Genomic DNA, 26,059 nt, shown 5'->3' on the forward strand with positions numbered 1-26,059 from the left:
AGCATGGCGGCGGCGGTGGTCATCATGATCGGGCGGAAGCGCAGCAGGCAGGCGCGCCGGATCGCATCGTGCGCGTTCGCCCCTTCGCGGCGTGCGTCGATGGCGAAGTCGATCATCATGATGGCGTTCTTCTTGACGATGCCGATCAGCAGCACGATGCCGACGATACCGTCCACCGACAGGCTCAGCCCGCACATCATCAGGGCCAGCAACGCACCGACGCCGGCCGGCGGCAGCGTGGAGATGATGGTGAGCGGGTGGATGTAGCTTTCGTACAGCACGCCCAGAACGATGTAGATCACCACGATCGACGCCAGCAGCAGCCACACGATGTCGGTCTGGCTGCCGGTGAATTCGGCCGCCTTGCCGACGAATTGCGCATGCACCTGGCTGGGGATCTCGAGATCTTTGCGCGCCTTCTCGATTGCCGCCACCGCCTGCGACAGCGAATGCCCCGGCGCCAGGTTGAACGAGATGGTCACCGCCGGCAGCTGCTGCTGGTGGCTCACCACCAACGGCGTGTTGGTGACCTTGGCTTCGGCCAGCGCGGCCAGCGGAATGATGTTGCCGGCGCCGACCACGATGCCGGTGTTCTGCGCGCCCACACCGGTGGCCGTGGACGAGTTGGACGAGGTCACCTGGCCGAAGCTGGTGGCATTGGTGCCGGTCAGCGCGCCGCTGCCATTGCTGGCCACCGCCAGCTGGTTCATCAACGCGGTGCTGCTGCGGAATTCCGGCGCCACTTCCAGCACCACCCGGTACTGATTGAGCTCGGTGAAGATGGTGGAGATCTGGCGCTGGCCGAACGCGTCGTACAAGGTATCGTCGATGGTCTGCATCGGCACGCCGAGCATGCTGGCCTTGTCGCGGTCGATGCTCAGTTCCAGTGCACGCCCCTGGTTGGCCAGGTTGTTGTCGACATCCGCCAGCTCGGGCAGCTTGCGCATCGCCTCGGTCATGCGCCCGGCCCAGGTGGCCAGTTCGGTACTGTCCACATCCGACATCGAATACTGGTATTCGGTGGCCGCCACGCGCGTGTCCAGGGTGACGTCCTGCACCGGCTTGAGGAACAGCGCCACGCCGGGGATGCCGGCCACCGCGTTCTGCAGGCGCGGCAGCACCTCATCCAGCCCATCGCGGTCGCCGCGTGTCTTCAGCACGATCGACAGCTGGCCCTGGTTGATGGTGGGGTTCATGGTGCCGGCACCGATGAAGGCGGCCACGCCGGTCACCGCCGGGTCCTTGCGCAGCGCCGCGGCCACCGCCTGGGTGCGTTGCTCCATCTGCGGGAACGCCACGTTCTGGTCGGCCTGCACCACGCCGGTGATCAGGCCGGTGTCCTGCTCGGGCAGCAAGCCCTTGGGAATGGCCACATACAGCACCACGGTCAGTGCCACCGCGCCGATCGCTACCGCCAGGGTCAGCGGCTGATGCGCCAGCACCCAGTCCAGGCTGCGCTCGTAGGTGCCGACGGTGCGCGTCCACAGGTTGGTCTTGCCGGCGGCTGCGGCGCGCTCGTGCGCGTCCTCGCCTTCGGGCAGCGCATCGGGCTTGAGCAGGTAGGCGCACATCATCGGCGTCAGCGTCAGCGACACCAGCATCGAGATCACCACTGCAATCGACAGCACCCACGCAAATTCGTGGAATAGCCGGCCGGTGACACCGGGCATCAGCAGCAGCGGCAGGAACACCGCCACCAGCGACACGGTCAGCGACAGCACGGTAAAGCCGATCTGCTTGGCACCGATCTCCGCCGCTTCCGGCCCGCTCTTGCCCTGTTCGATGTAGCGCACGATGTTTTCGATCATCACGATCGCATCGTCGACCACGAAGCCGGTGGCCACCACCAGCGCCATCAGCGACAGGTTGTCCAGCGACATGCCCGCAAATGCCATCACCCCGAAGGTGCCGGCCAGCGACAACGGCACCGCCACCGACGGAATGATGGTGGCCCACAGCCGGCGCAGGAACACGAAAATCACCGCCACCACCAGCGCGATGGTCAGCACCAGGGTGAACTTCACCTCGTGCACCGAGGCGCGGATGGTTTCGGTGCGGTCGGAGAACACCTCCAGATGCACGTCGGCCGGCAGCACCGATTGCAACTGCGGCAGGATGCTGCGGATCTGCTCCACCGTCTGCACGATGTTGGCGCCGGGCTGGCGGCGGATTTCCAGCAGCACCGCCGGCTTGCCATCGGCCCAGGCGGCGAGTTGGTCGTTCTCCACCCCGTCGACCACCTTGGCCACATCGGCCAGCCGCACCGGGCGGCCGTTGGCGAAGCTGATGATGGTGTCGCGGTATTGCGCCGCGTCCACCAGCTGGTCGTTGGTGCCGATGCTGTAGGACTGGGTCTTGCCGTTGAGCGAGCCCTTGGGCGCGCTGACGTTGGTCTGGGTCAGCGCGCTGCGCAGCGACTCCATGGTCAGACCCATGTTCGACAGCTGCGCCGGATTGACCTGGATGCGTACCGCAGGGCGCACGTTGCCGGCGATCGACACCAGGCCCACGCCCGGCACCTGCGACAGGCGCTGGGCCAGGATCGCATCGGCGTAGCGGTTGACCTCGCGCAGCGGCAGCGAATCGGAGGTGAGCTTGAGCGTGAGGATCGCCGCATCGGCTGGATTGACCCGGTTGTAGACCGGCTGGTACGGCAGCGACGAGGGCAGCGTGGCCTGGCGGATCGCGGCCTGCACGTCCTGCGAGGCGATGTCGATGTCGCGGTCCATCGAGAACTGCAGGATGATCGTGGACAATCCCGCCGACGAGTCGGAGGTCATCATCTGCAACCCGGAGATCTGCCCGAACTGGCGCTCCAGCGGGGTGGTCACCAGCGAGGCCATGGTGGTGGCGTTGGCGCCGGGATACTGGGTGGTCACGACCAGGCTGGGCGCGTCGATTTCCGGCAACGCCGAGACCGGCAACTGCCGGTAGCCCAGGATGCCCAGCAGCAGGACGCCCGCCATCAACAACGAGGTGGCGATCGGGCGGCGGATGAAGATGGTCGAAAAGCCCACGGGGGGTGTCCTTGCTGAAGACGTCAATCGATGCCGGCGCACACGGCGCCGACGCGCACCGGCGACGGGGCAGGCCCGTCGCCAGCGGTCAGGCCGGCATCAACGCGGGCCGCCGCCGCGACGGCCGCCGCCGCCGCGCTCCTGCTTGTTCTGGGCAGCCTTGAGTTCGGCTTCGGTGGGCTCCGGCGGGGTTTCGCCCGGCTTGAGCGCACTGACCTTGCTGCCTGGCTTGAGCCGGAACTGGCCTTCGGTCACCACCCGCTCGCCGGGCTTGAGCCCCTTGGTGAGCTGCACATGGCTGTCATCCACTTCCACGCCCTGCACCACGGTACGCATCTGTGCGGTGTTGTCGTTGCCCACCACGTACACGTAATCGCCATCCGGGCCGCGCTGCACTGCCTGGGTCGGGACCACGGTGCCGCCGGAGATGGTGCGCAGCTGCAGCCGCACGTTGACGAACTGGCCCGGCCACAATGCGTTGTCGGTGTTGTCGAAGATCGCGCGCGCACCGAAGGTGCCGCTGTCGGCAGCGATGCGGTTGTCGATCACATCCAGCTTGCCGTCGCCGCTGATCACATGCGCATCGCCGCGGTCCAGCGCCGCCACGCCCAGCGGTGCCGCCGCCTGGCCGCTGCGCACCGCCTGCAGCTCGCGCTCGGGCAGGTTGAAGGACACGTAGATCGGGCGGATCTGGGTCAGCGTCACGATGGTGGAACTGGTGCTGACGATATTGCCCACGTCCACGCCACGGATGCCGGCGATGCCGTCGATCGGCGCGGTGACGCGGGTGAACTGCAATTGCACCTGCGCCGAGCGCATCTGCGCATCGTTGGCGGCCACGGCGGCCTCGTACTGCGCCACCTGGTTGCGCTGGGTGTCCAGATCGGTGCGCGAGACGTATTGCTTGTAGGCCGGGTCGTTGGAGCGCTGGTAATTCACCCGCGAGGTCGCCAGCAGCGCCTGGTTCTGGCGCTTGGCCGCCAGCGCCTGGTCGTAGCTGGCCTGCAGCGTGCGTGGGTCGATCTGCGCCAGCACCTCGCCCTTCTTCACTTCCTGGCCTTCCTTGAAATTCAGGCTCATCAGCTGGCCGCCCACCTGCGGGCTGACCGTAACCGTGTTGAGCGCGGTCACCGTGCCCAACGCGCTGGCATACACCGGCACATCCTGGGTGGTGGCGGCCACCACCGTCACCGGCACCGGGCCGCTGTTTTCGGTGCCGGTGCCGTCCGGCGCGCCCGCGCGCTTGCCCTGGTTGCCCCCACCCATCATCCGCATTGCGACGAACACCACGACAAGCACCGCTACAACCAGCAGTGTGATCTTCCAAAAACGCGACATGCGACAACTCCTGATGGCGGGCCGGGCGCGTGGTGCGACCGTGGGGCGGCTGTGCGCAGCATATCGTTGCGTTCCACCAATTGAGCGTTACTGAAGTAACGGCTCGGCCGGCGAAACGACCGCAACGGTCATGGAGGCACTGCAGCGGCAACGCGCCACGGCTGCGGTGGTTGACCGCCGGGCTGAATCGGGCCCCACTGCAGCCCATCGGGCGCGCACCTGCACTACATTAAGCAACCACCTTGAGAGGATTGCCGATGCGCCACTCCCGCCTGCTGACCAGCGCGCTGCTGCTCGCCCTGCCCATGCTTGCCGCCGCGCAGACTGCGCAACGGCCCGAAGTTCAGGCCGCCGCCGCCCCGCTGCAGGCCAAGGTGGTGCAATGGCGCCGCGACTTCCACCAGCACCCGGAGCTGTCCAACCGCGAGGAGCGCACCGCCGCCACCGTGGCCGCGCAGCTGCGCAAGCTGGGCCTCAAGCCGCGCACCGGCATCGCCCATCACGGCGTGGTGGCCATCATCAAGGGTGGCAAGCCCGGCCCGAAGATCGCCCTGCGCGCGGACATGGACGCGTTGCCGGTGAAAGAGCAGACCGGGCTGGCGTTCGCCTCCGAGGCCACCGCCGAGTACCGCGGCGAGCAGGTCGGGGTGATGCACGCCTGCGGCCACGATGCCCATACCGCCATCCTGCTCGGCGTGGCCGAAGCGCTGGTGGGCATGCGCGAGCAGCTGCCCGGCGAAGTGATGCTGATCTTCCAGCCCTCCGAAGAAGGCGCGCCCGGCAACGAGGAAGGCGGTGCCTCGCTGATGCTCAAGGAAGGCCTGTTCGCCGACTTCAAGCCGCAGGCGGTGTTCGGCCTGCATGTGTTCTCCAGCGTGCAGGCCGGCAAGATCGCGGTGCGCAGCGGCCCGCTGATGGCGGCCTCGGACCGGTTTGCGATCAAGATGATCGGCCGCCAGACCCACGGCTCGGCGCCCTGGAACGGCATCGACCCGATCGTGGCCAGCGCCGATATGATCGGCGCCGCGCAGACGGTGATCAGCCGCCGCGCCAACCTGTCCAAGCAGCCGGCGGTGCTCAGCTTCGGCGCGATCAAGGGCGGCATCCGCTACAACATCATCCCCGACGAGGTGGACATGGTCGGCACCATCCGCACCTTCGACGAGGGCATGCGCCAGCAGATCTTTGCCGATCTCAAGAACGTGGCCGAACACACCGCCGCTGCCCATGGCGCCAAGGTCCAGGCGCAGGTGCCGGACCAGCCCGGCAACCCGGCCACCATCAACGACCCCGCACTGACCGCCAGGATGCTGCCCAGCCTGCAGGCCGTGGTGGGCGCAGAGAATGTGTACGAGCCGCCGTTGCAGATGGGCGCGGAAGATTTCTCGTTCTATGCCCAGCAGGTGCCGTCGATGTTCTTCTTCGTCGGCTCCACCGCCAAGGGCATCGACCCGGCCACCGCGCCCAGCAACCATTCGCCGCAGTTCCTGCTGGATGAGTCCTCGCTGGATGTGGGCTTGCGTGCGCTGTTGCAGGTGTCGCTGGATTATCTGCGTCAGGGTGAGGCGGGCTGAATCGGGAATGGGGAATGGGAATGGGGAATTGGGTGCAGTTGCGCGACTCCCCACTCCGTTGGCGATCAAGTAGGGCGATGGGCTGCGTGAAGAGGTCAGCTGCTCCTTTCGTCGGCTCGGTGTTCCAGCGGCCGCCATACACCTCACGGCCAGCCCGTGCGGCCTAAAATGGCGGCATGAATACCCCAGAAGATTCCACCCTTGGTCGTGAGGTTGCCTACCCGAGCGGCTACGACCCGTCCTTGCTGTTTCCGATTCCGCGTGCGGCCGGGCGCCAAGCAATCGGGCTGACCGGCGCACTGCCGTTCATCGGCCGTGATCGCTGGCATGCCTACGAGTTGAGCTGGCTCGATGCGCAAGGCAAGCCGTGCGTGGCCACGGCCACCGTGCATGTGCCTTGCGATTCGCCATCGCTGATCGAATCCAAGTCGCTCAAGCTGTATCTCAACTCCCTCAATGCCACCCGCTTCAATAGCGCCGAAGCGGTGCGCACACGCATCGCCACCGACCTGTCCACGCGCGCCGGTGCCGATGTATCGGTGGAGTTCGGGCTGCCGCCGATCGATGCGGTGGGCGAGGGTGAGTCGATCGACACGCTGGATGTGAGCATCGACGACTACGGCCCGCCCAATGCCGATTATCTGCGTGCGCACGCAGGCGCTGCGGTGGACGAAGTGCTGACCTCCGCGCTGCTCAAATCCAATTGCCCGGTCACCGGCCAGCCGGATTGGGCCAGCGTTACGCTGCGCTATCGCGGCGCGCCGATCGATCGCGAAGGCTTGCTGCGGTATTTGGTGAGTTTCCGCGACCACGCCGAGTTTCATGAGCAGTGCGTGGAGCGCATCTTCAATGACGTGCTGATCCGTTGCGCACCCGAATGGCTGGTGGTGGAAGCGCGTTATACACGTCGTGGTGGGTTGGACATCAGCCCGCTGCGTAGCTCGCCCAGCGTGCCAACACCGCTGTCGATCTTCCGCGACCTGCGCCAGTAAGTCGCGTCTGCACAGGATCGCGCCGGCTTCACGGTGGCGCGATCCACGCTTAACAGCCGCCCGCGCACCCTGCAGCCATCATGAGGCACAAGAGTTGCAGCAATGAGCGCCGATAAAAAAGCAGATTTTTCCAATGTCACCGCATCGGTCGACAGCACGGCCGAGGTAACGCCGGCAGCGGATTTTTCCAACGTGCGCACCAGCGTGCAAAGCACGGCGCAGCTGGTCGACGAGTCGGTCACCGTGCAGGCAGGCGACACGCTTTCCAGCATCGCAAAACGTCACCTGGGTGACGGTGCATTGTGGCCGCGTATCTTCGAAGCCAACCGCGAAACGCTCAAGGATCCGGACAAGATCTTCCCGGGCCAAGTGCTGCACCTGCCACCGAAGGCTTGAGCAGCCGCCGTGTCATTCATGCATTCGCTTTAGACAAGGCGAGTCATTCGCCACCACCATTGGCTCTTTGGAGAACGATCCATGCGTAGCAAAGCCGTTTCCAGCTCCCTCGTGCTCGCCCTTGCCGGCGTCCTGGCCTTGTCGGGCTGCCGTAAGGAAGCCAACGACGATTCCAACGTGTCGAAGGATCCCACCTCCGGCGCTGCCACCGACGCCATGCCGGGCCCGGCCGCGACGCCGCCAGCCAGCGACCAGGCCGGGCAGAGCAGCGCGACCGGCGCGGCGAGCACCGATACCGCAGCGGGCACCGGCGCTGCCGTCACCGTTTCCAGCGTTGCGGTAGGAACCAAGGCAGCCGCCGACAAGACGGTGACGCCATCTGCCAACATCGGCACCAAGGACACCATCATCGTCTCGGTCAAGACCGACGGCAGTGCGAGCAACGTGCCGGTATCGGCCAAGCTCACCTATCAGGATGGTCAGGTAGCGGGCGAACAGAACGCCACCTTGACCACGTCCGGGGCCGAGACCACCAATCTCAGCTTCAGCAAGCCCGATGGCTGGCCGGCCGGCACCTACACCGCGCAGGTGATGGTGGATGGTAAGCCTGCCGGCAATCCGCAGACCATCACCGTCAAGTAAGCGGCGCTGGTTGAGGCATCGGATGGTGTGCAGCGCTGTATTGCACACGTTCGTAGCAGACTCCCGGTTCTGCAGGACATTCAGACAGGGCGCGGCCGCAAGGTCGCGCCTTTTCCATGCACGGCGCATTTGTTACAGCTGCATCCATCCCATTGGCCACGTGACGGGATGAAGCGTCCGCCCGTGGTCGCTTTACCCGGGCGCGGCTCAGACGCGACAATGCGGTGCTGATCCAATGCCGCGTTCATTGCGCTGGCCGATCGGCGTGCCATCACCGACCCCCGTCGCGCACGCCAACCTCGCCATCGCCGGACGTCGGCGCTCCTCCCGACCACAAGAGCCATCGCACCTCATGTCGAAGACACCGAAGATCCTCTACACGCTCACTGACGAAGCTCCCTTTCTGGCCACGCAGTCGCTGCTGCCGATCATCGATGCCTACACCGACACCGCCGGGATCGTGGTCGAGACGCGCGACATCTCGCTGGCAGGCCGTATCCTGGCGCTGTTTCCCGAGCACCTGAGCGAGCAGCAGAAAATCGCCGACGACCTCGCCGAGCTCGGCGAACTGGCCACCACGCCGGAAGCCAACATCATCAAGCTGCCCAACATCAGCGCATCGGTGCCGCAGCTCAAGGCCGCGATCAAGGAACTGCAAGGGCAGGGCTATGCACTGCCGGCGTATCCGGACGAGCCCAAGGATGCCGCGGAGAAAGACATCAAGGCGCGCTACGACAAGGTCAAGGGCAGCGCGGTGAATCCGGTGCTGCGCGAAGGCAATTCCGACCGCCGTGCGCCGCTGTCGGTGAAGAACTATGCCCGCAAGCATCCGCACCGCATGGGCAAGTGGAGTGGCGAGTCCAAGTCGCACGTTTCGCACATGGATTCCGGCGATTTCTTCGGTAGCGAGCAGTCCACCACGTTGGCCGAGGCCGGCAGCCTGAAGATCGAATTTGTCGCTGCCGATGGCAGCAGCACCGTGCTGAAAGACAAGGTGGCGGTCAAGGCCGGCGAAATCGTCGATGCCGCCGTGTTGAGCAAGCGCGCGCTGGCCAGCTTCATCGACGCGCAGATTGCCGATGCCAAGGCCAAGAACGTGCTGTTCTCGGTGCATCTGAAAGCCACCATGATGAAGGTCTCCGACCCGGTGCTGTTCGGTGTGGTGGTCGGCGAGTTCTACAAGGACACGCTGAGCAAGCATGCCGATGCGCTCAAGTCGGTCGGCTTCGATCCCAACAACGGCATCGGCGATCTGTACGCACGCATCGGCACGCTGCCGGAAGACCAGCAGGCGCAGATCAAAGCCGATATCCAGGCCGAATACGCACAGCGCCCAGGCCTGGCGATGGTCAATTCGGACAAGGGCATCACCAACCTGCATGTGCCCAGCGACGTGATCGTCGACGCATCGATGCCGGCGATGATTCGCGATTCCGGCCAGATGTGGAATGCCGACGGCAAGCTGCAGGACACCAAGGCGGTGATTCCGGACCGCTGCTACGCCGGCGTGTATCAGGCGGTGATCGACGACTGCAAGGCGCACGGCGCGTTCGATCCGGCCACCATGGGCTCGGTACCCAACGTGGGGTTGATGGCGCAGAAGGCCGAAGAATACGGCTCGCACGACAAGACCTTCCAGATGGCCGCCGCCGGCACCGTCAAGGTCACCGATGGCAACGGCAAGACGGTGTTCGAACACGCGGTAGAAGCCGGCGATCTGTGGCGCATGTGCCAGGTCAAGGACGCGCCGATCCAGGACTGGGTGAAGCTGGCCGTGGAGCGTGCGCGCCTGAGCGAGACGCCGGCGGTGTTCTGGCTGGACAAGGCGCGCGCGCACGACGCGCAGGTGATCGCCAAGGTCGAGACGTATCTGAAGGATCACGACACCAACGGCCTGGATATCCGCATCCTGCCGCCGGTGGAAGCGACCACCTTCTCGTTGCAGCGCATCCGCAAGGGCCAGGACACCATCTCGGTCACCGGCAACGTGCTGCGCGATTACCTCACCGACCTGTTCCCGATCATGGAGCTGGGCACCAGCGCCAAGATGCTCTCCATCGTGCCGCTGATGGCCGGTGGCGGCCTGTTCGAGACCGGCGCCGGTGGCTCGGCGCCCAAGCACGTGCAGCAGTTCGTCGAGGAGAACTGCCTGCGCTGGGATTCGCTGGGTGAATTCCTGGCCCTGGCCGCCTCGCTCGAACACCTGGGCAACCGCTACGACAACCCGTCGGCCACGGTGCTGGCCAAGGCGCTGGACGTTGCCAACGGCCAGTTCCTGGACAACAACAAGTCGCCGGCACGCAAGGTGGGCGAGCTCGACAATCGCGGCAGCCACTTCTATCTGGCGATGTACTGGGCGCAGGCCCTGGCCGCGCAGACCGAAGACACCGCCTTGCAGGCCAAGTTCGCACCGCTGGCCAAGTCCCTGACCGAGAACGAAGCCACCATCGTGGCCGAGCTCAACGGCGCGCAGGGCAAGCCGGTGGACATCGGCGGTTATTACCATCCGGACCTGGCCAAGGTCAGCGAAGCGATGCGCCCGAGCAAGACCTTCAACGATGTGCTGGCGACGCTGAAGGCCTGAGTCCCCGCACCGCCTGTCGGTGCGGAGCACGCTGCCATCAAGGCCCGTCTCGTCAGAGGCGGGCTTTGTCGTTTCAACGGAACGGCGACAGCGCCGTCATGGTCCGAAGCAAGCGTCGGCTGAGCCGCGCCATACGCCGTTCGCGGCGGAGGCGCTGTCGTGCTTCGGCCGTCAGCTGGGTGTCCTGCACTGTCGGCGCGAGGGGCGTCGTTGATTCCACGGACTCAACCGATTCAACCGATTCAACTGGCGCGTCGGCTTCTGCCAGGCATCGAGCGAGCGCCGCGTCGGCAATGTGGCCGTGCTGGAACAACAAGTCGGTAAAGATGCGCATGCCCTGGCCTCCACTTGAGTGAAACCCACAGTAGGTGCAGGCTAGGGGGCGTAAAAGCGATGCTTTTGCAAGTGAGTGTTGAATCCTATTCAAGGGTTGGCCATGGCGCGTCCTCCGCTTCACGCATTGCAGGGTTTCGTCAGCGCGGTGCGCCTGGGCAACCTGTCGCGCGCCGCAAGCGCAATGCATCTCACCGTCAGCGCGCTCAGTCATCAGATGCGCGCGCTTGAACAACGGCTGGGGTATCCACTGCTGCAGCGGCATGCGCGTGGCGTCACCGCGACACCGCAGGGCCAGCAGTTGCTCGATCGCATCGCACCGCATCTGGATGCGATTGCCGAAGCGTTCGAGCCCTTCGGTGCGCGCCGCGAAGACACGCTGACGCTCAGCATCACGCCGTCGATGGCGTCGGCCTGGCTGGTGCCGCGGCTGGGCGAATTCCTGGTGGTCCATCCCACCATCGAAATCAACCTGCTGTCGAGCGAGCGACTGGTGGATTTCGAACGCCAGCAGCAGGTGGACGCCGCCATGCGCATCGGTGCCGGGCAATGGGCGGGCGTCATCGCCGAACCCTTGTTCGACGAATGGCTGGTGCCGATGGCAAGCCCGGCGCTGATTGGGCGCATGGGCGGCGTGGAGGCGCCGCCATTGCACCACTGGCCATTGCTGGGCGACCCGGATGATGCCTGGTTGCGCTGGTTTGCCGCGTTCGGCGGCGATGCGCCGCGGCGCTATGTCGCCGTGCTCGACGAATCGGAGGCGCACCACCGCGCTGCGCTGGATGGCGTCGGCGTTGCCTTGGGCCGCGTGACGCGTGCGCGCCTGTTGCTGGCGTCGGGCCAACTGGTGGCGCTGTCCACGCATCGGCTCAAGACCAGTTGGTCGCATTACCTGGTGTATCCGCCGCGTTCCAGTACGCATGGCGGGTTTCTCGCATTTCGTACCTGGCTACAGGGCCAGGCGCGCGAGCACGCCGCGCACGCGCAACAGGCCACCGCCGCGCCACTTGCCGCGCGTGGCCGCAAGCGCACAAGGACAGTGCAACCATGAGCCACCTACTGTTGCCGCCGCAATCCGAGCGCCGCGCGCTGGCGATCGCCCAGGCCGTGTATGAAGCGTTCGAGGACTATCACGCGCGGTTTTCCGGGATCACCGCTCGCGCCAAACAGCGGTTCGAAACACGCGATTGGAGCGGCGCGCGCGACGACGCAGTTGCACGCATCGCGCTCTACGATCAATACATCGCCGAATGCATGCTGCGTTTGCGTGCAGTACTGCTGGGCCAGGCGCACGACCGTGCGCTATGGATGCGCGCGCGCGATCATTACGCCGCGTTGCTGAGCGGGTTGATCGATCAGGAGTTGTACAAGACCTTCTACAACACCCTGACCCGGCGTTACTTCGGCACCCATGGCGTGGACGCCGACATCGAGTTCATTGCGCTGGATATCGAGCCCACCGATGCCATTACCGTGCCGGTGGCGCGGCACACCTATGCGGTCTCACCAGGCCGATTGACCGACATGCTGGTGCGGGTGCTGGGGGACTACGCATTCGCCGTGCCGTATGCGCATCGCACCCGCTGCGCGGCCGCCATCGCAGTGCGCCTGCTCGACGACCTTGCGCACTGGGGCGAGCATCCGGTACGCAGCGTGGAGCTGCTGGAGACGGTGTTCTATCGCGAGCGCCGCGCCTATCTGGTCGGGCGCGTCTTCGGCGAACATCGCTTTTCGCCGTGCGTGATCGCCTTGATCAACGACGATGCCGGCCTGCGCGCCGAAGCGGTGCTGACCCGGCGCAGTGATGTCGCGCAATTGTTCAGCAATTCGCGCAGCTATTTTCAGGCCGACCTGTCGACGGTAGGCGATGCGGTGGTGTTCCTGCGCAGCCTGCTCACCCACAAGCCGGTCGACGAGCTGTACACGATGCTGGGCCGTGCCAAGCAGGGCAAGACCGAACGCTATCGCACGTTCTTCAGTCATTTCCAGGCGCAGCCGTCCGAGCAGTTGGTGCATGCCGACGGCACGCCCGGCATGGTCATGGTCGTGTTTACGCTGCCCAGTTATCCGCTGGTGTTCAAGCTCATTCGCGACCGCTTTGCCTATCCCAAGACCATGAGCCGCGCGCAGGTGGAAGGCAAATACGAGCTGGTATTCCAGCTCGACCGCATCGGCCGCCTGCTCGATGCGCAGCCATATCGGTTTCTGCGGTTTCCCAAAGCGCGCTTTTCACCGGCGCTGCTGCAAGAGCTTCAGACCAGCTGCGCGATGAGCCTGAGCGAAGATGGCGACGATGTGCTGATCGCGTTGTGCTACGTGCAACGGCGCCTGCGCCCGCTCAATTTGTACCTGCGCGAACAGCTGCCCGAGGCCGCGCATGCGGCCGCACTGGACTACGGCCAGGCGATCAAGGACATGGCGCGCAACAACATCTTTCCCGGCGACATGCTGTTGAAGAACTTCGGCATCACCCGGCACCAGCGCGCGGTGTTCTATGACTACGACGAGCTGTGCCTGATCACCGAATGCACGTTCCGCGACTGGCCCGCGCCCACCACCTACGAAGAACAGATGGCCGCCGAGCCCTGGTTCCACGTCGGCCCGCGCGACGTCTTCCCCGAACGTTTCGCCTTGTTCATGGGTTTACCCCCCTCGCAACTGGAAGCGGTCAAGCACATCCACCCCGAGCTGTTCGACCCGCAATGGTGGCGCAACCTGCAGGCCCGGCTGCGCGAAGACGATTACCCGGACACGCCGCCCTACGCGGAGTCGCGCAGGCTGGCGTGATGCGTCTGTCTGCATCGACCGGTCCTGAAATGGGCGGGCATTGTCGATGCTCGTTGTCGCCACGCAATGGCAGCACGCCCACAAAAAGCCCCGCAATGCGGGGCTTTTCTTCTCGTTGACGCAGACCGGAATCAGCGCTTCATCGAGCTGAAGAACTCGTCGTTGGACTTGGTGGTCTTCATCTTGTCCAGCAGGAATTCCATCGCCGCGATTTCGTCCATCGGGTGCAGCAGCTTGCGCAGGATCCAGATCTTCTGCAGCAGCTCCGGCTCGATCAGCAGGTCTTCGCGGCGCGTGCCCGAGCGGTTGATGTCGATGGCCGGGTACACACGCTTTTCGGTGATACGGCGGTTCAGATGCACTTCGCTGTTGCCGGTGCCCTTGAACTCTTCGTAGATCACCTCGTCCATCTTGCTGCCGGTTTCCACCAGCGCCGTGGCGATGATGGTCAGCGAGCCGCCTTCTTCCACGTTACGTGCCGCACCGAAGAAGCGCTTGGGGCGGTGCAACGCATTGGCGTCCACACCACCGGTGAGCACCTTGCCGGAGCTGGGCACCACGTTGTTATAGGCGCGCGCCAGGCGGGTGATGGAGTCCAGCAGGATCACCACGTCCTTCTTGTGCTCGACCAGGCGCTTGGCCCGCTCGATCACCATCTCGGCAACCTGCACGTGGCGCGCAGCTGGCTCGTCGAACGTGGAGGAGATGACCTCGCCGCGCACGGTGCGCTGCATTTCGGTCACTTCTTCCGGGCGCTCGTCGATCAGCAGCACGATCATGTGCACTTCGGGATGATTGGTCGTGATGGCCGTGGCCACCTGCTGCATCATCATCGTCTTACCGGCCTTGGGCGGGGAGACGATCAGCGCACGCTGACCCTTACCCTGCGGCGCCATCAGATCCAGGATGCGGCCGGTGATGTCCTCGGTGGAGCCATCGCCACGCTCCAGACGGAAGCGGCGACGCGGGAACAGCGGGGTCAGGTTCTCGAACAGCACCTTGTTCTTGCTCGCTTCCAGCGGCTCACCGTTGATGGTGTCCACGATCGACAGCGCGAAATAGCGCTCGCCATCCTTCGGGAAACGAATACGGCCGGACAGATGATCGCCGGTACGCAGGTTGAAACGGCGGATCTGGCTGGGCGAGATATAGGTATCGTCGGGGCCGGCCAGGTAGCTGGCTTCGGCCGCACGCAGGAAACCGAAGCCGTCGGGCAGGATTTCCAGCACGCCGTCGGCGGCAACACCTTCGCCATGACGGGTCAGCACCTTGAGCAGGGCGAAGATCACGTCCTGCTTGCGCGCGCGCGCCACGCCTTCCTGGATGTTGAGCTGGTCGGCGATATCCAGCAGCTTCTGCGCCGGCATCCGCTTGAGGTCGCTCAGCGAGTAGACCGGGAAGCCTTCTGGCACGGCCGGATGCGGACGCGCGATGAAGGGCTCGTTGCTACCGTCGGAGGACGGCATGCCGCCGCCTTCATTACCGAAGCGGTCGCGCGGACCGCGGTCGCGACGGTTGCGGAACCGGTCGCGGCGATTGCCCTGCTGGTTCTGCCCCTGGCCCTGCTGATTCTGGCCGCCCTGATTCTGACCTTGGCCCTGGTTCTGGCCCTGGCTTTGCGCCTGATTCTGGTTCTGCTGTTGCTGCGCCTGATTGAAGCGCTGCTGCTGCGACTGGCCGCCCTCGCGGGGCTCGCCGTGGCTGTCGCTGCCCTGGCTGGCGCTGGAGGCGCTGCTGGTGCCTGCGCCATCGCTGGACGTCTGCGCCGGTGCCGATTCGGCAGCGGGCGACGGTGCCTGCGGAGGGCGTGGCGCGTCGGGTGCGGGACTGGCGGGCAAGGGCAGGTTGGGCTGCTGCGCGCCGGCATCGTCATGGGCGACGGCGGTCTTGCTCACGCGCGGCTTGCGCACGCGCTTCTCGACGGGAGCGTCGACGCTGCTCCCGGTATCGGAGGAAGGATGATCGGACAAGTGCGTGATTCCTCGCTAAGGTGCGAGCGCCCGGCTGGGGGGGCGAACTATTGGTAGATGGGAGTCTAGAAGAGGGTTCTAGAGGGGTACGGCGGCGCACGAACGTGTGCCGGACCAACTGACACTATCACCGTGGCGCGCAACCGCGCAAGCATCGGCCTTGGCCGGATTTAACTGCCGGCCTACCACGGCAGGCGCCCATCGCTGGACGCCCGCTCACTCAGGCGGCCGCGCCGCCCAGGGTCTTGTCGATCATCTGGGTCAGCTGGCCCTTGCCAACCGCCCCGATCTGGCTGGCCTGGACTTCTCCGTCCTTGAACAGCAACAGCATCGGGATCGAGCGCACGTGGTACTTGATGGCCAGGGCGCGGTTCTGGTCCACGTTGACCTTGGCAACCTTGAGCCGACCCTGGTATGTATCGGCCAGATCGTCCAGCACCGGTGCGATCATCTTGCACGGGCCACACCATTCGGCCCAGAAATCCACCAGGACCGGTTCGCCGGATTGCAGTACAGCTGTCTCGAAGTCGGCATCGCCGACATGTTGAACCTTGTCGCTCACGTTGGGTCTCCTGGAAACCAAACGGCCCACCCGATCGGGCAGGCCGCCACATTGCGTTAAACTGGGGCATTGCGCGACTGAATCAAGTGTCAGTCCTGAAGCCGCGCTGTCCGCCACAACTGCCGCAGTTTGCGACGCTGTCGGCATCGATGCAAGCCGCGCCCGGGCTGCCCAGGGCGCCTTACGAAGACGGAATAATGAGCGACAAACCGCTGACCGATTTGACCTTTTCCTCGTTCGACCTGCATCCGGCGCTGATCGCCGGGCTGGAGAGCGCCGGATTTACCCGCTGTACCCCGATCCAGGCGCTGACCCTGCCGGTCGCGCTGCCGGGCGGCGATGTCGCCGGCCAGGCCCAGACCGGCACCGGCAAGACCCTGGCATTCCTGGTGGCGGTGATGAACCGCCTGCTGATCCGCCCGGCGCTGGCCGACCGCAAGCCGGAAGATCCGCGCGCGCTGATCCTGGCGCCCACCCGTGAGCTGGCGATCCAGATCCATAAGGACGCAGTCAAGTTCGGCGCCGACCTGGGGCTGCGTTTTGCGCTGGTCTACGGCGGGGTGGATTACGACAAGCAGCGCGAGCTGCTGCAGCAGGGCGTGGACGTGATCATCGCCACGCCGGGCCGGCTGATCGACTACGTCAAGCAGCACAAGGTGGTCTCGCTGCATGCCTGCGAGATCTGCGTGCTGGACGAAGCCGACCGCATGTTCGACCTGGGCTTCATCAAGGACATCCGCTTTCTGCTGCGGCGCATGCCCGAGCGCGGCACCCGTCAGACGCTGTTGTTCTCGGCCACGCTCAGCCACCGCGTGCTGGAGCTGGCCTACGAGCACATGAACGAGCCGGAAAAGCTCGTCGTCGAGACCGAGACCATCACCGCGGCGCGGGTGCGCCAGCGCATCTACTTCCCGTCCGACGAAGAGAAGCAGACGCTGCTGTTGGGTCTGCTGTCGCGTAGCGAAGGCGCGCGCACCATGGTGTTCGTCAACACCAAGGCGTTCGTCGAGCGCGTGGCGCGTACCCTGGAGCGCCATGGCTACCGCGTTGGTGTGCTGTCGGGCGACGTGCCGCAGAAGAAGCGCGAGTCGTTGCTCAACCGCTTCCAGAAGGGCCAGCTCGAAATCCTGGTCGCCACCGACGTGGCCGCGCGCGGCCTGCATATCGACGGGGTCAAGTACGTCTACAACTACGACCTGCCGTTCGACGCCGAAGACTACGTGCACCGCATCGGCCGCACCGCGCGTCTGGGCGAGGAGGGCGATGCGATCAGCTTCGCCTGCGAGCGCTATGCGATGAGCCTGCCGGATATCGAGGCCTACATCGAGCAGAAGATCCCGGTCGAACCGGTGACCACCGAGCTGTTGACCCCGCTGCCGCGCGCAGCACGCGTGCCGGTGGAAGGCGAAGAGGCCGACGACGACGCTGGCGACAGCGTGGGCACGATCTTCCGCGAAGCGCGCGAGCAGCGTGCCGCCGAAGAACAGCGTCGCGGTGGCGGGCGCAGTGGTCCCGGCGGCGGTTCGCGCAGCGGCAGTGGTGGCGGTCGCCGCGATGGCGCCAGCGCCGGTGCCGACGGCAAGCCGCGTCCGCGCCGCAAGCCACGTGTGGAAGGGCAGGCGCCTGCGACGGCTGCACCAAGCGAAACACCGGTGGTTGCCGCTGCAGCGGTGGACGCGCCGTCCACCATCGCGGCCGATGCCGAGCGTGCACCGCGCAAGCGTCGCCGTCGTCGCAACGGCCGTCCGGTCGACGGTGCCGAGCCGGTCGCGTCCACGCCGGTGCCCGCACCTGCTGCCCCGCGCAAGCCGACCCAGGTGGTCGCCAAGCCGGTGCGCGCCGCAGCCAAGCCGGCCGGCAGCCCGTCGCTGCTGAGCCGCATCGGTCGCCGCCTGCGGTCGCTGGTCTCGGGCAACTGACGATCGCTTCGCTGCAATCGCATCGCCGTTACGCGGCGATGCGACGCAGGCACGGGCGCTCCGGCATAATCGCCGGATGACCGTTCTGCGTTTCGACAACGTCAGCAAGCACTACGCCGGGGGCCACCAGGCGCTGACTGATGTCAGCTTCGAGGTGGCCGATGGCGAGATGCTGTTCGTGACCGGCCACTCCGGCGCCGGCAAAAGTACCTTGCTCAAATTGATCCACCTCAGCGAGCGGCCCAGCCAGGGCGCGGTGCTGCTGGGTGAGCGCAACCTGCTCAAGGTGCGCGGCCGGCAGATTCCGCTGCATCGGCGTCAGGTGGGTGCGGTCTACCAGGACCACCGCCTGCTCAACGACCGCAGCATTGCCGAGAACGTGGCGTTGCCGTTGATCCTGCGCGGCACCCGCCGCGCCGAGATCGGCAAGCGCGTGCGCTCGGCGCTGGAACGCATCGGCCTGGCCCATCGCGAAAAAGCCCTGCCATCGCAACTGTCGGCGGGCGAGCAGCAACGCGTGGGCATCGCCCGCGCCATCGTCGGCGAGCCGCGCTTGCTGGTGGCCGACGAGCCCACCGGCAATCTCGACCCGGCGTTGGCGGCCGAAATCATGCAATTATTTGCCGAGCTTCCTGCGCGCGGCACCAGCGTGCTGGTGGTCAGCCACGACCTGGCGCTGCTCAAGCAGATGCGCAAGCGCGTGCTGATCCTGGACCACGGCCGCCTGGTCGACGACATTTCGCCGCAGGACCTGGCCGAATGAGCAAGCTTGCCAATATCGAAGCGGTGGCACCGTCGCGCTTCGGCGTCTGGATCGACCACCATCTGCACAGCATCGCCTTCAGCCTGGGCCGCGCCATGCGCAAGCCGTGGGCCACGCTGCTGACCATCGTGGTGATGGCCTTGGCGCTGGCCTTGCCGCTGGGGCTGTCGATCGCGCTGGACAACGTCAAGCTGCTGGCCGGCAGCGTGCAGCAATCGCGCGAGATCAATCTGTTCCTGAAGGTCGATGTCGCGGCCGAGGCCGCGCAGGCGCTGGCCACCGAGCTGCGAGCCCGCCCGGATGTGGCGCAGGTCACGCTGCGCACCCCCGAACAGGGTCTGGCCGAGTTGCGTGAGAGCGCCAAGCTCGATGAAGCTGCCGAAGCGCTGGGCGAAAACCCGCTTCCCACGCTGCTGATCGTTACGCCCGCCGACACGGCCGACGACGCGCAGCTGGCCGGCGCACTGCAGGCGCTGCCGCAAACCGACCAGGTGCAGCACGACGCGCTATGGCGCAAGCGCCTGGATGGCTGGCTGCACTTCGGCGAGCGCCTGGTACAGGTGCTGTCGGCCCTGCTTGGCATCGGTGCGGTGCTGGTGGTCGGCAACACCGTGCGGCTGGACATCCAGTCGCGGCGCGAAGAGATCGGCGTGCTGCAGCTGCTCGGCGCCAGCGATGGCTTCATCCGTCGCCCCTTCCTGTACCTGGGCGCGTGGTACGGGCTGGGCGCTGGCGCTGTGGCGCTGGCGCTGATTGCCGCCTCGGGCCTGGCGTTGCGTGCGCCGCTGGCGACCCTGGCCGACAGCTATGGCAGTTCGTTTACGCTGCACGGGCTGGATCTGCTGCATTCTGTAATGGTGCTCATCGGCACCCTGGTGCTGGGCTGGCTGGGCGCCTGGCTGGTGACCGGCCATTTCCTTCGCCAGACCCGTCCCACTGAGACCTGAGGCCTGCCATGCATCCACCAGATCTCAAACACCTGATCAGCGACGCACCGCGCGTGATGGTCGTCGATGGTTCGAAACTGGTGCGCAAGCTCATTGCCGACGTGCTCACGCGCGAGCTGCAAAACGTGCAGGTGATTGGCTGCGCCAGCATCGCCGAAGCGCGCGATGCGCTGGAAGCCGGCGCGGTGGATCTGGTGACGACCTCGCTGTCGCTGCCCGATGGTGATGGCCTGGCCCTGGCGCGCAGCGTGCGCGAAGCGGCCGGGCAGGCGTATGTGCCGGTCATCGTGGTGTCCGGCGATGCGCAGCAGCACCTGGTCGAGCGCCGCTTTACCGAATATGTCACCGACTATTTCGACAAGGCGCTGGGCCATGAGGCCCTGGCGACCTTCATCCGTGGCTATGTGCAGCCCGAGCCGGTGGTCGGCGCGACCGTGCTCTATATCGAAGACAGCCGCGTGGTGGCCGAGGCGACCAAGCGCATGCTCGAGCGCCAGAGCCTGAAGGTGGTGCATGTATTGACCGCCGAAGATGCCTTTGCGCTGCTGACCGCCGAATCGCTGGGCCGGACCGAGCGTCGCATCGACGTGGTGCTGACCGACGTGACCCTGAAAGGCGAGCTCAACGGCCGCGATGTGGTCGAACGTATCCGCATCGATTTCGCCTACGGCAAGCGCCGCCTGCCGGTGCTGGTGATGACCGGCGACACCAATCCGCGCAACCAGTCCGAACTGCTGCGCGCCGGCGCCAATGACCTGGTGCAAAAGCCCATCGAAGAGCGCTTGCTGGTGACCAAGGTGTTGTTCCAGCTGCGCCTGGCGCGACTTGAGGATCAGGCCGTCACGCTATGAGTGAAGTGGAGGGGCGCATCCAGCTGGAACCGTCGTGGAAGGCAAAGGTGGGCGATTGGCTGCTGCGCCCGGAGATGCAGGAGCTGTCGGCCTTCCTGCGCCAGCGCAAGGCGGCCGGGGCGCGGGTGTTTCCGCCAGGGCCGCAGATCTTTGCCGCCTTCGACGCGACCCCGTTCGATCAGGTCAAGGTGGTGATCCTGGGTCAGGACCCGTATCACGGCGAAGGCCAGGCGCATGGGCTGTGCTTTTCGGTGTTGCCCGGCGTGCCGGTGCCGCCGTCGCTGCTCAACATTTATAAGGAGATCCAGGACGATCTGGGCATCCCGCGCCCGGACCACGGCTATCTGATGCCGTGGGCGCGCCGCGGTGTGCTGCTGCTCAACGCGGTGTTGACGGTGGAGCAGGGCCGGGCGGGTGCACACCAGAACAAGGGCTGGGAAGGCTTCACCGACCACGTCGTGGAGGCCCTCAACCGCGAGCGCGAGGGCCTGGTGTTCCTGCTCTGGGGCAGTTACGCCCAGTCCAAGGGCAAGGTCATCGACCAGGCGCGCCATCGGGTGTTCAAGGCGCCGCACCCGTCGCCGTTGTCGGCGCATCGCGGTTTTCTGGGCTGCAAGCATTTCTCCAAGACCAACGAGCATCTGCAGCGCCGGGGTCTCCCTCCGATCGACTGGTCGTTGCCTCCGCGCGACGGGTTGGACACAACGTCGGCCGCCGGCTGAACAGCCTAGCCGGGCGCCGCATCGTCGCGGGTTTTGTCACGGTCTGCGCAGGCGTGGGGTGCTAGTTTGGCGTCAGAATTCGGGAAGCTGTACGGTAGAACGCCGGCAAGTGTGGAAGCCCGAACGTCCTATAAATGGAACGCTGGGAACTCTTTCTATACCCGGCAGTCCAATAGTTCGACTGCTAAGATGGTGCCTATGAACCAGACTACTTCGACTGCCCTTGTGGCAAACAATCTCCCGATTCCCAGTGCGCTCGGTTCGCTGGACGCCTACATCGGTGCCGTGCACCAGATCCCGGTGCTGTCGGTCGATGAGGAGCAGAATCTGGCCCGCCGCTTCCGCGACGAGCTCGATCTGGACGCCGCGCGCGAACTGGTCCATTCCCACCTGCGCTTCGTAGTGCACGTGGCCCGCGGTTACAACGGCTACGGCCTGCCGCTGGGCGACCTGATCCAGGAAGGCAATATCGGCCTGATGAAGGCGGTCAAGCGCTTCGACCCGGACATGGGCGTGCGCCTGGTCAGCTTCGCAGTGCACTGGATCCGTGCCGAGATGCACGAGTTCATCCTGAAGAACTGGCGCATCGTCAAGGTCGCCACGACCAAGGCGCAGCGCAAGCTGTTCTTCAACCTGCGCAAGTCCAAGACCCGCCTGGGCTGGCTCAATGCCTCCGAGGTGACGGCGGTCGCCAAGGACCTGAACGTCTCCGAGCGCGAAGTGATGGAGATGGAGTCGCGCCTGTCCGGTCGCGATATCGGTTTCGACGCGTCTTCCGACGAAGACGACGACCACGGTCCGCCGTCGCCGGTGAGCTACCTTGTGGCCAACGACGAAGATCCGTCGCAGGCCTACGAGCGGCACGACAGCGAAGACAACCAGCTGCAGTTGCTGCGCGAAGGCATGGCTGGCCTGGACACGCGCTCGCGCGACATCGTCAAGCGTCGCTGGCTGGATTCCGAATCCAAGGTGACGCTGCAGGAGCTGGCCGACGAGTACGGCGTGTCGGCCGAGCGGATTCGCCAGATCGAGGCGAACGCGCTGAAGAAGATGAAGGCGCTGTTCGTCGCCTGATCCTTCGCTCACGCAGTTCCCGTCGCACAAACGGCCCGGTTATCCGGGCCGTTTGCATTGGGGTGTCTATGGGCGCGAATAGCCCTCTGACGCCGCTGCCAGGATCATGCCTGCGCGACAATGTGTCAGTCGGGCAGGCGTGCCACCGGCAGATGCCAGCCGTAGCGGATCGCCATGAAGCGCAGTCCGAAACATACGCCGGCGCCGATCGCCAGCGACCAGGCCTGCGGCACGCCGAGCACATGGCCGATGGCCACCAGACCGCCACCGGCGAGCGCGGCGACGGCGTACAACTCGGCCTGCAGCACCACTGGCGTGCGTGCGACCAACAGATCGCGCGCAATGCCACCGCCGATGCCGCTGAGCATGCCCAGCAGCGTGGCACTGAGCGGGCTGAGCTGATAGTCCAGCGCCTTGCTGGTGCCGTAGACCGCAAACAACGCCAGCCCGGCCGCGTCGAAGATCTGCACCGGGTTGCGCAACCGCTCCACCGCTGCATGCCAATAGAACCCGGCAACGCCGGCCAGGCAGGCCGTGAGCAGATACTGCGGGTGCACCAATGCGGCCGGCGGGGTGGCGCCGATCAGCACGTCGCGCACGATGCCGCCGGACACGGCTGCTGCGCAGGACAGCACCAGCACGCCGAACAGGTCCAGGCGGTTGCGCACCGCCACGGTTGCGCCGCTCAGGGCGAACACGAAGGTGCCGAGCAGATCCAGCAGGAACAGGACAGTTGCCACGGTCAGGTCGTCGCATCAGGCCGCACAGCATCGCACGGCCTGCGGCGCTGTCATCCGTCCTTGCTGCTGGGCGGCGGGTCGTCGGTGGCGCCGCCGAAGATGATCCGCGCGGCACGCTGATAGCTCCAGTACGCCATTGCCCAGTTCACCAGCACCACGAAGCGGTTGCGGAAGCCGATCAGGAAGTAGACGTGCGCGGCCAGCCAGAACCACCACGCGACGATGCCGGACAGCTTGAGCTTGCCGACATGCACGATGGCGGCCATGCGGCCGATGGTGGCCAGGTTGCCGAAGTCCTGATAGCGGAAGGCGGCCGCAGCCTGGCCGCGCTGGCGTGCGCGGATGGCCTTGGCGATGTGCTTGCCCATCTGCTTGGCCGCCGGCGCCACACCCGGTACCGGGCGGCCGCCCTGCTGCACCGACGCCAAGTCGCCGCCGACAAAGATCTCCGGATGCCCGGGCACGCTCAGGTCCGGCTCAACCAGCACGCGCCCGGCGCGATCCAGCGGCACGCCGAGCGTGCGCGCCAGCGGCGAGGCGGCGACGCCGGCCGCCCACACCACGGTGCGCGCCGGCACGAAGGTGTCGCCGAGCCGATAGCCCAGCGCATCGATATGGCTGACCGGCGTGCCGGTGTGCACCTCCACTCCCAGCCGCTCAAGCTGCTTGCGCGCCGTGTCGGTGAGGTCTTCCGGAAACGAGGGCAGCACGCGCGGGCCGGCTTCGACCAGGCGCACCCGTGCCTGACGTGGGTCGATATGACGGAATTCGTTCTTGAGCGTGTGGCGGGCGATCTCCGCCAGTGTGCCGGCCAGCTCGACCCCGGTCGGGCCGCCACCGACGACTGCGAAGCTCAGCCAGGCGGCGCGCGCCGCCGGATCGGATTCGGCCTCGGCGCGCTCGAAGGCGAGTAGCAGCTTGCGGCGCAGGACCAGCGCGTCGTACAGGGTCTTCAGGCCGGGCGCGTGTTCGGCCCACTGGTCGTTGCCGAAATAGGCATGTGTAGCGCCGGTGGCGAGCAGCAACATGTCGTAGCCCAGCGACGTGCCATCGGCGAGCACCACCTCCCGGCGGGTCGGCGCAATCTCTGCGACGTCGCCGAGCAGCACCTCGACATTGCGCTGCTCGCGCAGGATGTGCCGCAGCGGTGCGGCGATGTCCGGTGCCGACAGGCCGGCGGTGGCCACCTGATACAACAGTGGCTGGAACAGATGGTGGTTCTGCCGATCGATCAGGGTGATGCGGATGCCGGGGTCGTCGAGTGCACGGGTCGCCCACAAGCCGGCGAAGCCGCCGCCGACCACGACCAGATGCAAGGGAGCGGGAGAGGGGTAAGAGGTCATCGTCAGGTCCGATGGAGTACGACGCGGGCGAGACAGCATGCCAAATCGCCAATGAACATGACGCGTGGGCGTCGCACGCCTGCGGCATCATGTCGCATCTGCTGCCGACGGTCATTGCATGTCTTCACTGCCACCGCCCTTGCCACCGCTACCACCTGCCCCGGCGCGCACTGCAGCAGCAGTTGCTCCTGCGACTGCGGTCAGACAGCCACGCAGTGGCGTGGCCATCGGCCTGATCGGCATCCTGGCCTGTGCGAGCGTGTTCGGGGTGGTGGTGCTTGCTGCGGGCCTGTGGCTGGTCGGCACGGGCTGGTCGATGTTTGCCGACCAGGTGCGCACTGCGCTGCAGGAAGACGCCGTGGTGCAGGAACACATCGGGCAGATCCGCAGCATGCGCGTGGATCTGCTGCGCACCGGGATGGCAGCGGAGGGCGAAGAGTTCGTCTTCGACGTGGAAGGCGATCGCGGCGCTGGTCGCGTCGCGGCGACCTGGGCCAGTGCCGGCGCCGATCAGGAGATTCTCAGCGAGGGGCTGCTCACCTTGCGCGATGGCACCGAGTACACCTTGCCGGCGGCAGCGACTACAGACGTTGAGATACCCGATACCCCATCAGAAATGGACACCGATCCCGCACGCGACACCGCCCCTGAGACAATAGTGGAGCCATGAGCATGACCGACAATCCCGACAAGCGGATCGCCTTGCTGATCGATGCCGACAACGCGCCGGCGGGCAAGATCGATGTGGTGCTGGCAGAAGTAGCGCGCTATGGCGTGGCCAACGTGCGCCGTGCCTACGGCAACTGGAAGAGCCCGCACCTAAAAGGGTGGGAGGCTGCGTTGCACGATTACGCGATCCGGCCGATCCAGCAATTTGCCTACAGTTCCGGCAAGAACGCCTCGGACATGGCGATGGTGATCGATGCGATGGACCTGTTGTATGCACGCAATCTGGATGGGTTTGCGATCGTCTCCAGCGATGCCGATTTCACCCCATTGGTGATGCGCCTGCTGACCGACGGCATGAAGGTGTATGGCTTTGGCGAGCAGAAAACCCCGGCGCCGTTCGTCAATGCGTGTTCCAAGTTCACCTATGTCGAAGCGCTGGGCGAGCAGGCTGCGGCCGCCAGCGACAGCGCGGCCGGCCGCAAGGATGCCACTGCATTGCGCAGCGATACGCGGCTGGTGCAGATGCTGCGTAATGCGATCGTCAGCGCTTGCGAAGACGATGGCTGGGCGCTGCTGAGCGCGGTGGGCAAGCAGGTCGCCAACCAGGCCTCGTTCGATCCACGCAACTACGGCTATCGCAAACTCAGCGACCTGGTCCGCGCGATCGGCCTGTTCGAGATCAAGCAAGACGAGCAGGCATTGTGGGTGCGCGATACGCCCAAGGGTGGGCGCGGCAAACCGACGCAGCCCGCCACTGCGACGGCGCAACCGGCGGCTGCTGCCAAGCGCCCGGCGCGCGCGCCAGCCAAACCTGCAGCAGGGGGCTGAGCATGACG

Annotated in this window: 22 protein-coding genes; 15 read left to right on the top strand and 7 right to left on the bottom strand. The window is 65.9% G+C overall.

Going from position 1 to position 26,059, the window contains the following annotated elements:
- Both OZ10_RS11390 and OZ10_RS11395 read right to left on the bottom strand, forming a co-directional pair.
- Nucleotides 1-3,017, bottom strand: a 3,017-nt coding sequence (locus OZ10_RS11390) for an efflux RND transporter permease subunit (RefSeq protein WP_039564914.1), incomplete at its 3' end; no start/stop codon positions are given.
- Nucleotides 3,018-3,116: 99 nt separating this feature from the next.
- The gene (locus OZ10_RS11395) at nt 3,117-4,355 is read right to left on the bottom strand and encodes an efflux RND transporter periplasmic adaptor subunit (RefSeq protein WP_039405354.1); all 1,239 of its coding nucleotides are present in this window, start codon (nt 4,353-4,355) and stop codon (nt 3,117-3,119) included.
- Nucleotides 4,356-4,612: 257 nt separating this feature from the next.
- Between OZ10_RS11395 and OZ10_RS11400 the strand changes: the two genes are divergently transcribed.
- The 5 genes from OZ10_RS11400 to OZ10_RS11420 all read left to right on the top strand — a co-directional run bounded on the left by OZ10_RS11400 (nt 4,613) and on the right by OZ10_RS11420 (nt 10,543).
- Nucleotides 4,613-5,929: a M20 family metallopeptidase gene (locus OZ10_RS11400; protein ID WP_039564916.1), complete on the top strand. Its 1,317-nt coding sequence runs from the start codon at nt 4,613-4,615 to the stop codon at nt 5,927-5,929.
- A 176-nt stretch (nt 5,930-6,105) separates the two neighbouring features.
- Nucleotides 6,106-6,921, top strand: a complete 816-nt coding sequence (gene queF / locus OZ10_RS11405) for an NADPH-dependent 7-cyano-7-deazaguanine reductase QueF (RefSeq protein ID WP_039405349.1) — start codon at nt 6,106-6,108, stop codon at nt 6,919-6,921.
- 102 nt (nt 6,922-7,023) lie between these two features.
- Nucleotides 7,024-7,317: a LysM peptidoglycan-binding domain-containing protein gene (locus OZ10_RS11410; protein WP_039564919.1), complete on the top strand. Its 294-nt coding sequence runs from the start codon at nt 7,024-7,026 to the stop codon at nt 7,315-7,317.
- Between the two features lie 81 nt (nt 7,318-7,398).
- Complete coding sequence (locus OZ10_RS11415) at nt 7,399-7,959, top strand: RodZ family helix-turn-helix domain-containing protein (RefSeq protein ID WP_039405342.1); 561 nt, start codon at nt 7,399-7,401, stop codon at nt 7,957-7,959.
- A gap of 352 nt (nt 7,960-8,311) precedes the next feature.
- Nucleotides 8,312-10,543, top strand: coding sequence for an NADP-dependent isocitrate dehydrogenase (locus tag OZ10_RS11420; protein ID WP_039564921.1), 2,232 nt, complete (start codon nt 8,312-8,314; stop codon nt 10,541-10,543).
- Nucleotides 10,544-10,616: 73 nt separating this feature from the next.
- Here OZ10_RS11420 and OZ10_RS11425 read toward each other — a convergent pair whose 3' ends face one another.
- Nucleotides 10,617-10,877, bottom strand: a complete 261-nt coding sequence (locus tag OZ10_RS11425; protein WP_039564922.1) for a hypothetical protein — start codon at nt 10,875-10,877, stop codon at nt 10,617-10,619.
- A gap of 102 nt (nt 10,878-10,979) precedes the next feature.
- On the opposite strand from OZ10_RS11425, the gene OZ10_RS11430 reads away from it, so the two are divergent.
- Nucleotides 10,980-11,927: a LysR substrate-binding domain-containing protein gene (locus OZ10_RS11430; protein ID WP_039564924.1), complete on the top strand. Its 948-nt coding sequence runs from the start codon at nt 10,980-10,982 to the stop codon at nt 11,925-11,927.
- Entirely contained in the window at nt 11,924-13,663 is a 1,740-nt protein-coding gene (gene aceK, locus OZ10_RS11435; protein WP_039564925.1) for a bifunctional isocitrate dehydrogenase kinase/phosphatase, read from the top strand. Before OZ10_RS11430 ends, aceK begins: the two co-directional genes overlap by 4 nt.
- A gap of 131 nt (nt 13,664-13,794) precedes the next feature.
- Here the strand turns inward: aceK and rho are convergent, their stop codons facing one another.
- Together rho and trxA are read right to left on the bottom strand one after the other, a co-directional pair.
- On the bottom strand, nt 13,795-15,633 hold the full coding sequence (gene rho, locus OZ10_RS11440) for a transcription termination factor Rho (protein ID WP_039405312.1): 1,839 nt from the start codon (nt 15,631-15,633) through the stop codon (nt 13,795-13,797).
- A 220-nt stretch (nt 15,634-15,853) separates the two neighbouring features.
- Nucleotides 15,854-16,195 carry a thioredoxin TrxA gene (gene trxA / locus OZ10_RS11445; protein ID WP_039405310.1) on the bottom strand — a complete coding sequence of 114 codons (342 nt, stop codon included), beginning with the start codon at nt 16,193-16,195 and terminating at the stop codon, nt 15,854-15,856.
- 197 nt (nt 16,196-16,392) lie between these two features.
- Here trxA and rhlB point away from each other — a divergent pair, with 197 nt between their 5' ends.
- The 6 genes from rhlB (at nt 16,393) to rpoH (ending at nt 22,471) form a co-directional block, all read left to right on the top strand.
- Nucleotides 16,393-18,114 (top strand): ATP-dependent RNA helicase RhlB, encoded by a 1,722-nt coding sequence (gene rhlB, locus OZ10_RS11450; RefSeq protein ID WP_039564927.1) that lies wholly within the window; start codon nt 16,393-16,395, stop codon nt 18,112-18,114.
- Between the two features lie 76 nt (nt 18,115-18,190).
- Entirely contained in the window at nt 18,191-18,877 is a 687-nt protein-coding gene (ftsE, locus tag OZ10_RS11455; protein ID WP_003484499.1) for a cell division ATP-binding protein FtsE, read from the top strand.
- Nucleotides 18,874-19,824 (top strand): permease-like cell division protein FtsX, encoded by a 951-nt coding sequence (gene ftsX, locus OZ10_RS11460; protein ID WP_039564930.1) that lies wholly within the window; start codon nt 18,874-18,876, stop codon nt 19,822-19,824. Before ftsE ends, ftsX begins: the two co-directional genes overlap by 4 nt.
- 8 nt (nt 19,825-19,832) lie before the next feature.
- Nucleotides 19,833-20,675: a response regulator gene (locus OZ10_RS11465; RefSeq protein ID WP_039405267.1), complete on the top strand. Its 843-nt coding sequence runs from the start codon at nt 19,833-19,835 to the stop codon at nt 20,673-20,675.
- Nucleotides 20,672-21,397 carry a uracil-DNA glycosylase gene (gene ung / locus OZ10_RS11470; RefSeq protein ID WP_039564932.1) on the top strand — a complete coding sequence of 242 codons (726 nt, stop codon included), beginning with the start codon at nt 20,672-20,674 and terminating at the stop codon, nt 21,395-21,397. Before OZ10_RS11465 ends, ung begins: the two co-directional genes overlap by 4 nt.
- Nucleotides 21,398-21,595: 198 nt before the next feature.
- A complete protein-coding gene (gene rpoH / locus OZ10_RS11475; RefSeq protein WP_039564933.1) occupies nt 21,596-22,471 on the top strand; it encodes an RNA polymerase sigma factor RpoH in 876 nt (291 codons plus the stop codon).
- Nucleotides 22,472-22,596: 125 nt separating this feature from the next.
- On the opposite strand, the gene OZ10_RS11480 is transcribed toward rpoH, so the two are convergent.
- Entirely contained in the window at nt 22,597-23,211 is a 615-nt protein-coding gene (locus OZ10_RS11480; protein ID WP_039405257.1) for a trimeric intracellular cation channel family protein, read from the bottom strand.
- A gap of 50 nt (nt 23,212-23,261) precedes the next feature.
- On the bottom strand, nt 23,262-24,554 hold the full coding sequence (locus tag OZ10_RS11485) for an NAD(P)/FAD-dependent oxidoreductase (RefSeq protein WP_039405253.1): 1,293 nt from the start codon (nt 24,552-24,554) through the stop codon (nt 23,262-23,264).
- Between the two features lie 118 nt (nt 24,555-24,672).
- Here OZ10_RS11485 and OZ10_RS11490 point away from each other — a divergent pair, with 118 nt between their 5' ends.
- Complete coding sequence (locus tag OZ10_RS11490) at nt 24,673-25,224, top strand: hypothetical protein (protein WP_039564935.1); 552 nt, start codon at nt 24,673-24,675, stop codon at nt 25,222-25,224.
- A complete protein-coding gene (locus tag OZ10_RS11495) occupies nt 25,221-26,051 on the top strand; it encodes an NYN domain-containing protein (protein ID WP_039564937.1) in 831 nt (276 codons plus the stop codon). Before OZ10_RS11490 ends, OZ10_RS11495 begins: the two co-directional genes overlap by 4 nt.
- Nucleotides 26,052-26,059: the final 8 nt, after the last annotated feature.

This window comes from Xanthomonas cannabis pv. cannabis (genome assembly GCF_000802365.1).
GTDB classification, from domain to species: domain Bacteria; phylum Pseudomonadota; class Gammaproteobacteria; order Xanthomonadales; family Xanthomonadaceae; genus Xanthomonas; species Xanthomonas cannabis.

Bases quoted from the DNA above. Each gene is read 5' to 3' on its own strand.
- OZ10_RS11495 (WP_039564937.1), top strand. From the start codon at position 25,221: ATGAGCATGACCGACAATCCCGACAAGCGGATCGCCTTGCTGATCGAT.
- OZ10_RS11425 (WP_039564922.1), bottom strand. From the start codon at position 10,877: ATGCGCATCTTTACCGACTTGTTGTTCCAGCACGGCCACATTGCCGAC.
- OZ10_RS11465 (WP_039405267.1), top strand. From the start codon at position 19,833: ATGCATCCACCAGATCTCAAACACCTGATCAGCGACGCACCGCGCGTG.
- OZ10_RS11430 (WP_039564924.1), top strand. From the start codon at position 10,980: ATGGCGCGTCCTCCGCTTCACGCATTGCAGGGTTTCGTCAGCGCGGTG.
- OZ10_RS11395 (WP_039405354.1), bottom strand. From the start codon at position 4,355: ATGTCGCGTTTTTGGAAGATCACACTGCTGGTTGTAGCGGTGCTTGTC.
- OZ10_RS11415 (WP_039405342.1), top strand. From the start codon at position 7,399: ATGCGTAGCAAAGCCGTTTCCAGCTCCCTCGTGCTCGCCCTTGCCGGC.
- OZ10_RS11400 (WP_039564916.1), top strand. From the start codon at position 4,613: ATGCGCCACTCCCGCCTGCTGACCAGCGCGCTGCTGCTCGCCCTGCCC.
- OZ10_RS11410 (WP_039564919.1), top strand. From the start codon at position 7,024: ATGAGCGCCGATAAAAAAGCAGATTTTTCCAATGTCACCGCATCGGTC.
- ung (WP_039564932.1), top strand. From the start codon at position 20,672: ATGAGTGAAGTGGAGGGGCGCATCCAGCTGGAACCGTCGTGGAAGGCA.
- aceK (WP_039564925.1), top strand. From the start codon at position 11,924: ATGAGCCACCTACTGTTGCCGCCGCAATCCGAGCGCCGCGCGCTGGCG.
- queF (WP_039405349.1), top strand. From the start codon at position 6,106: ATGAATACCCCAGAAGATTCCACCCTTGGTCGTGAGGTTGCCTACCCG.
- OZ10_RS11490 (WP_039564935.1), top strand. From the start codon at position 24,673: ATGTCTTCACTGCCACCGCCCTTGCCACCGCTACCACCTGCCCCGGCG.
- OZ10_RS11420 (WP_039564921.1), top strand. From the start codon at position 8,312: ATGTCGAAGACACCGAAGATCCTCTACACGCTCACTGACGAAGCTCCC.
- rpoH (WP_039564933.1), top strand. From the start codon at position 21,596: ATGAACCAGACTACTTCGACTGCCCTTGTGGCAAACAATCTCCCGATT.
- OZ10_RS11485 (WP_039405253.1), bottom strand. From the start codon at position 24,554: ATGACCTCTTACCCCTCTCCCGCTCCCTTGCATCTGGTCGTGGTCGGC.
- ftsX (WP_039564930.1), top strand. From the start codon at position 18,874: ATGAGCAAGCTTGCCAATATCGAAGCGGTGGCACCGTCGCGCTTCGGC.
- ftsE (WP_003484499.1), top strand. From the start codon at position 18,191: ATGACCGTTCTGCGTTTCGACAACGTCAGCAAGCACTACGCCGGGGGC.
- rhlB (WP_039564927.1), top strand. From the start codon at position 16,393: ATGAGCGACAAACCGCTGACCGATTTGACCTTTTCCTCGTTCGACCTG.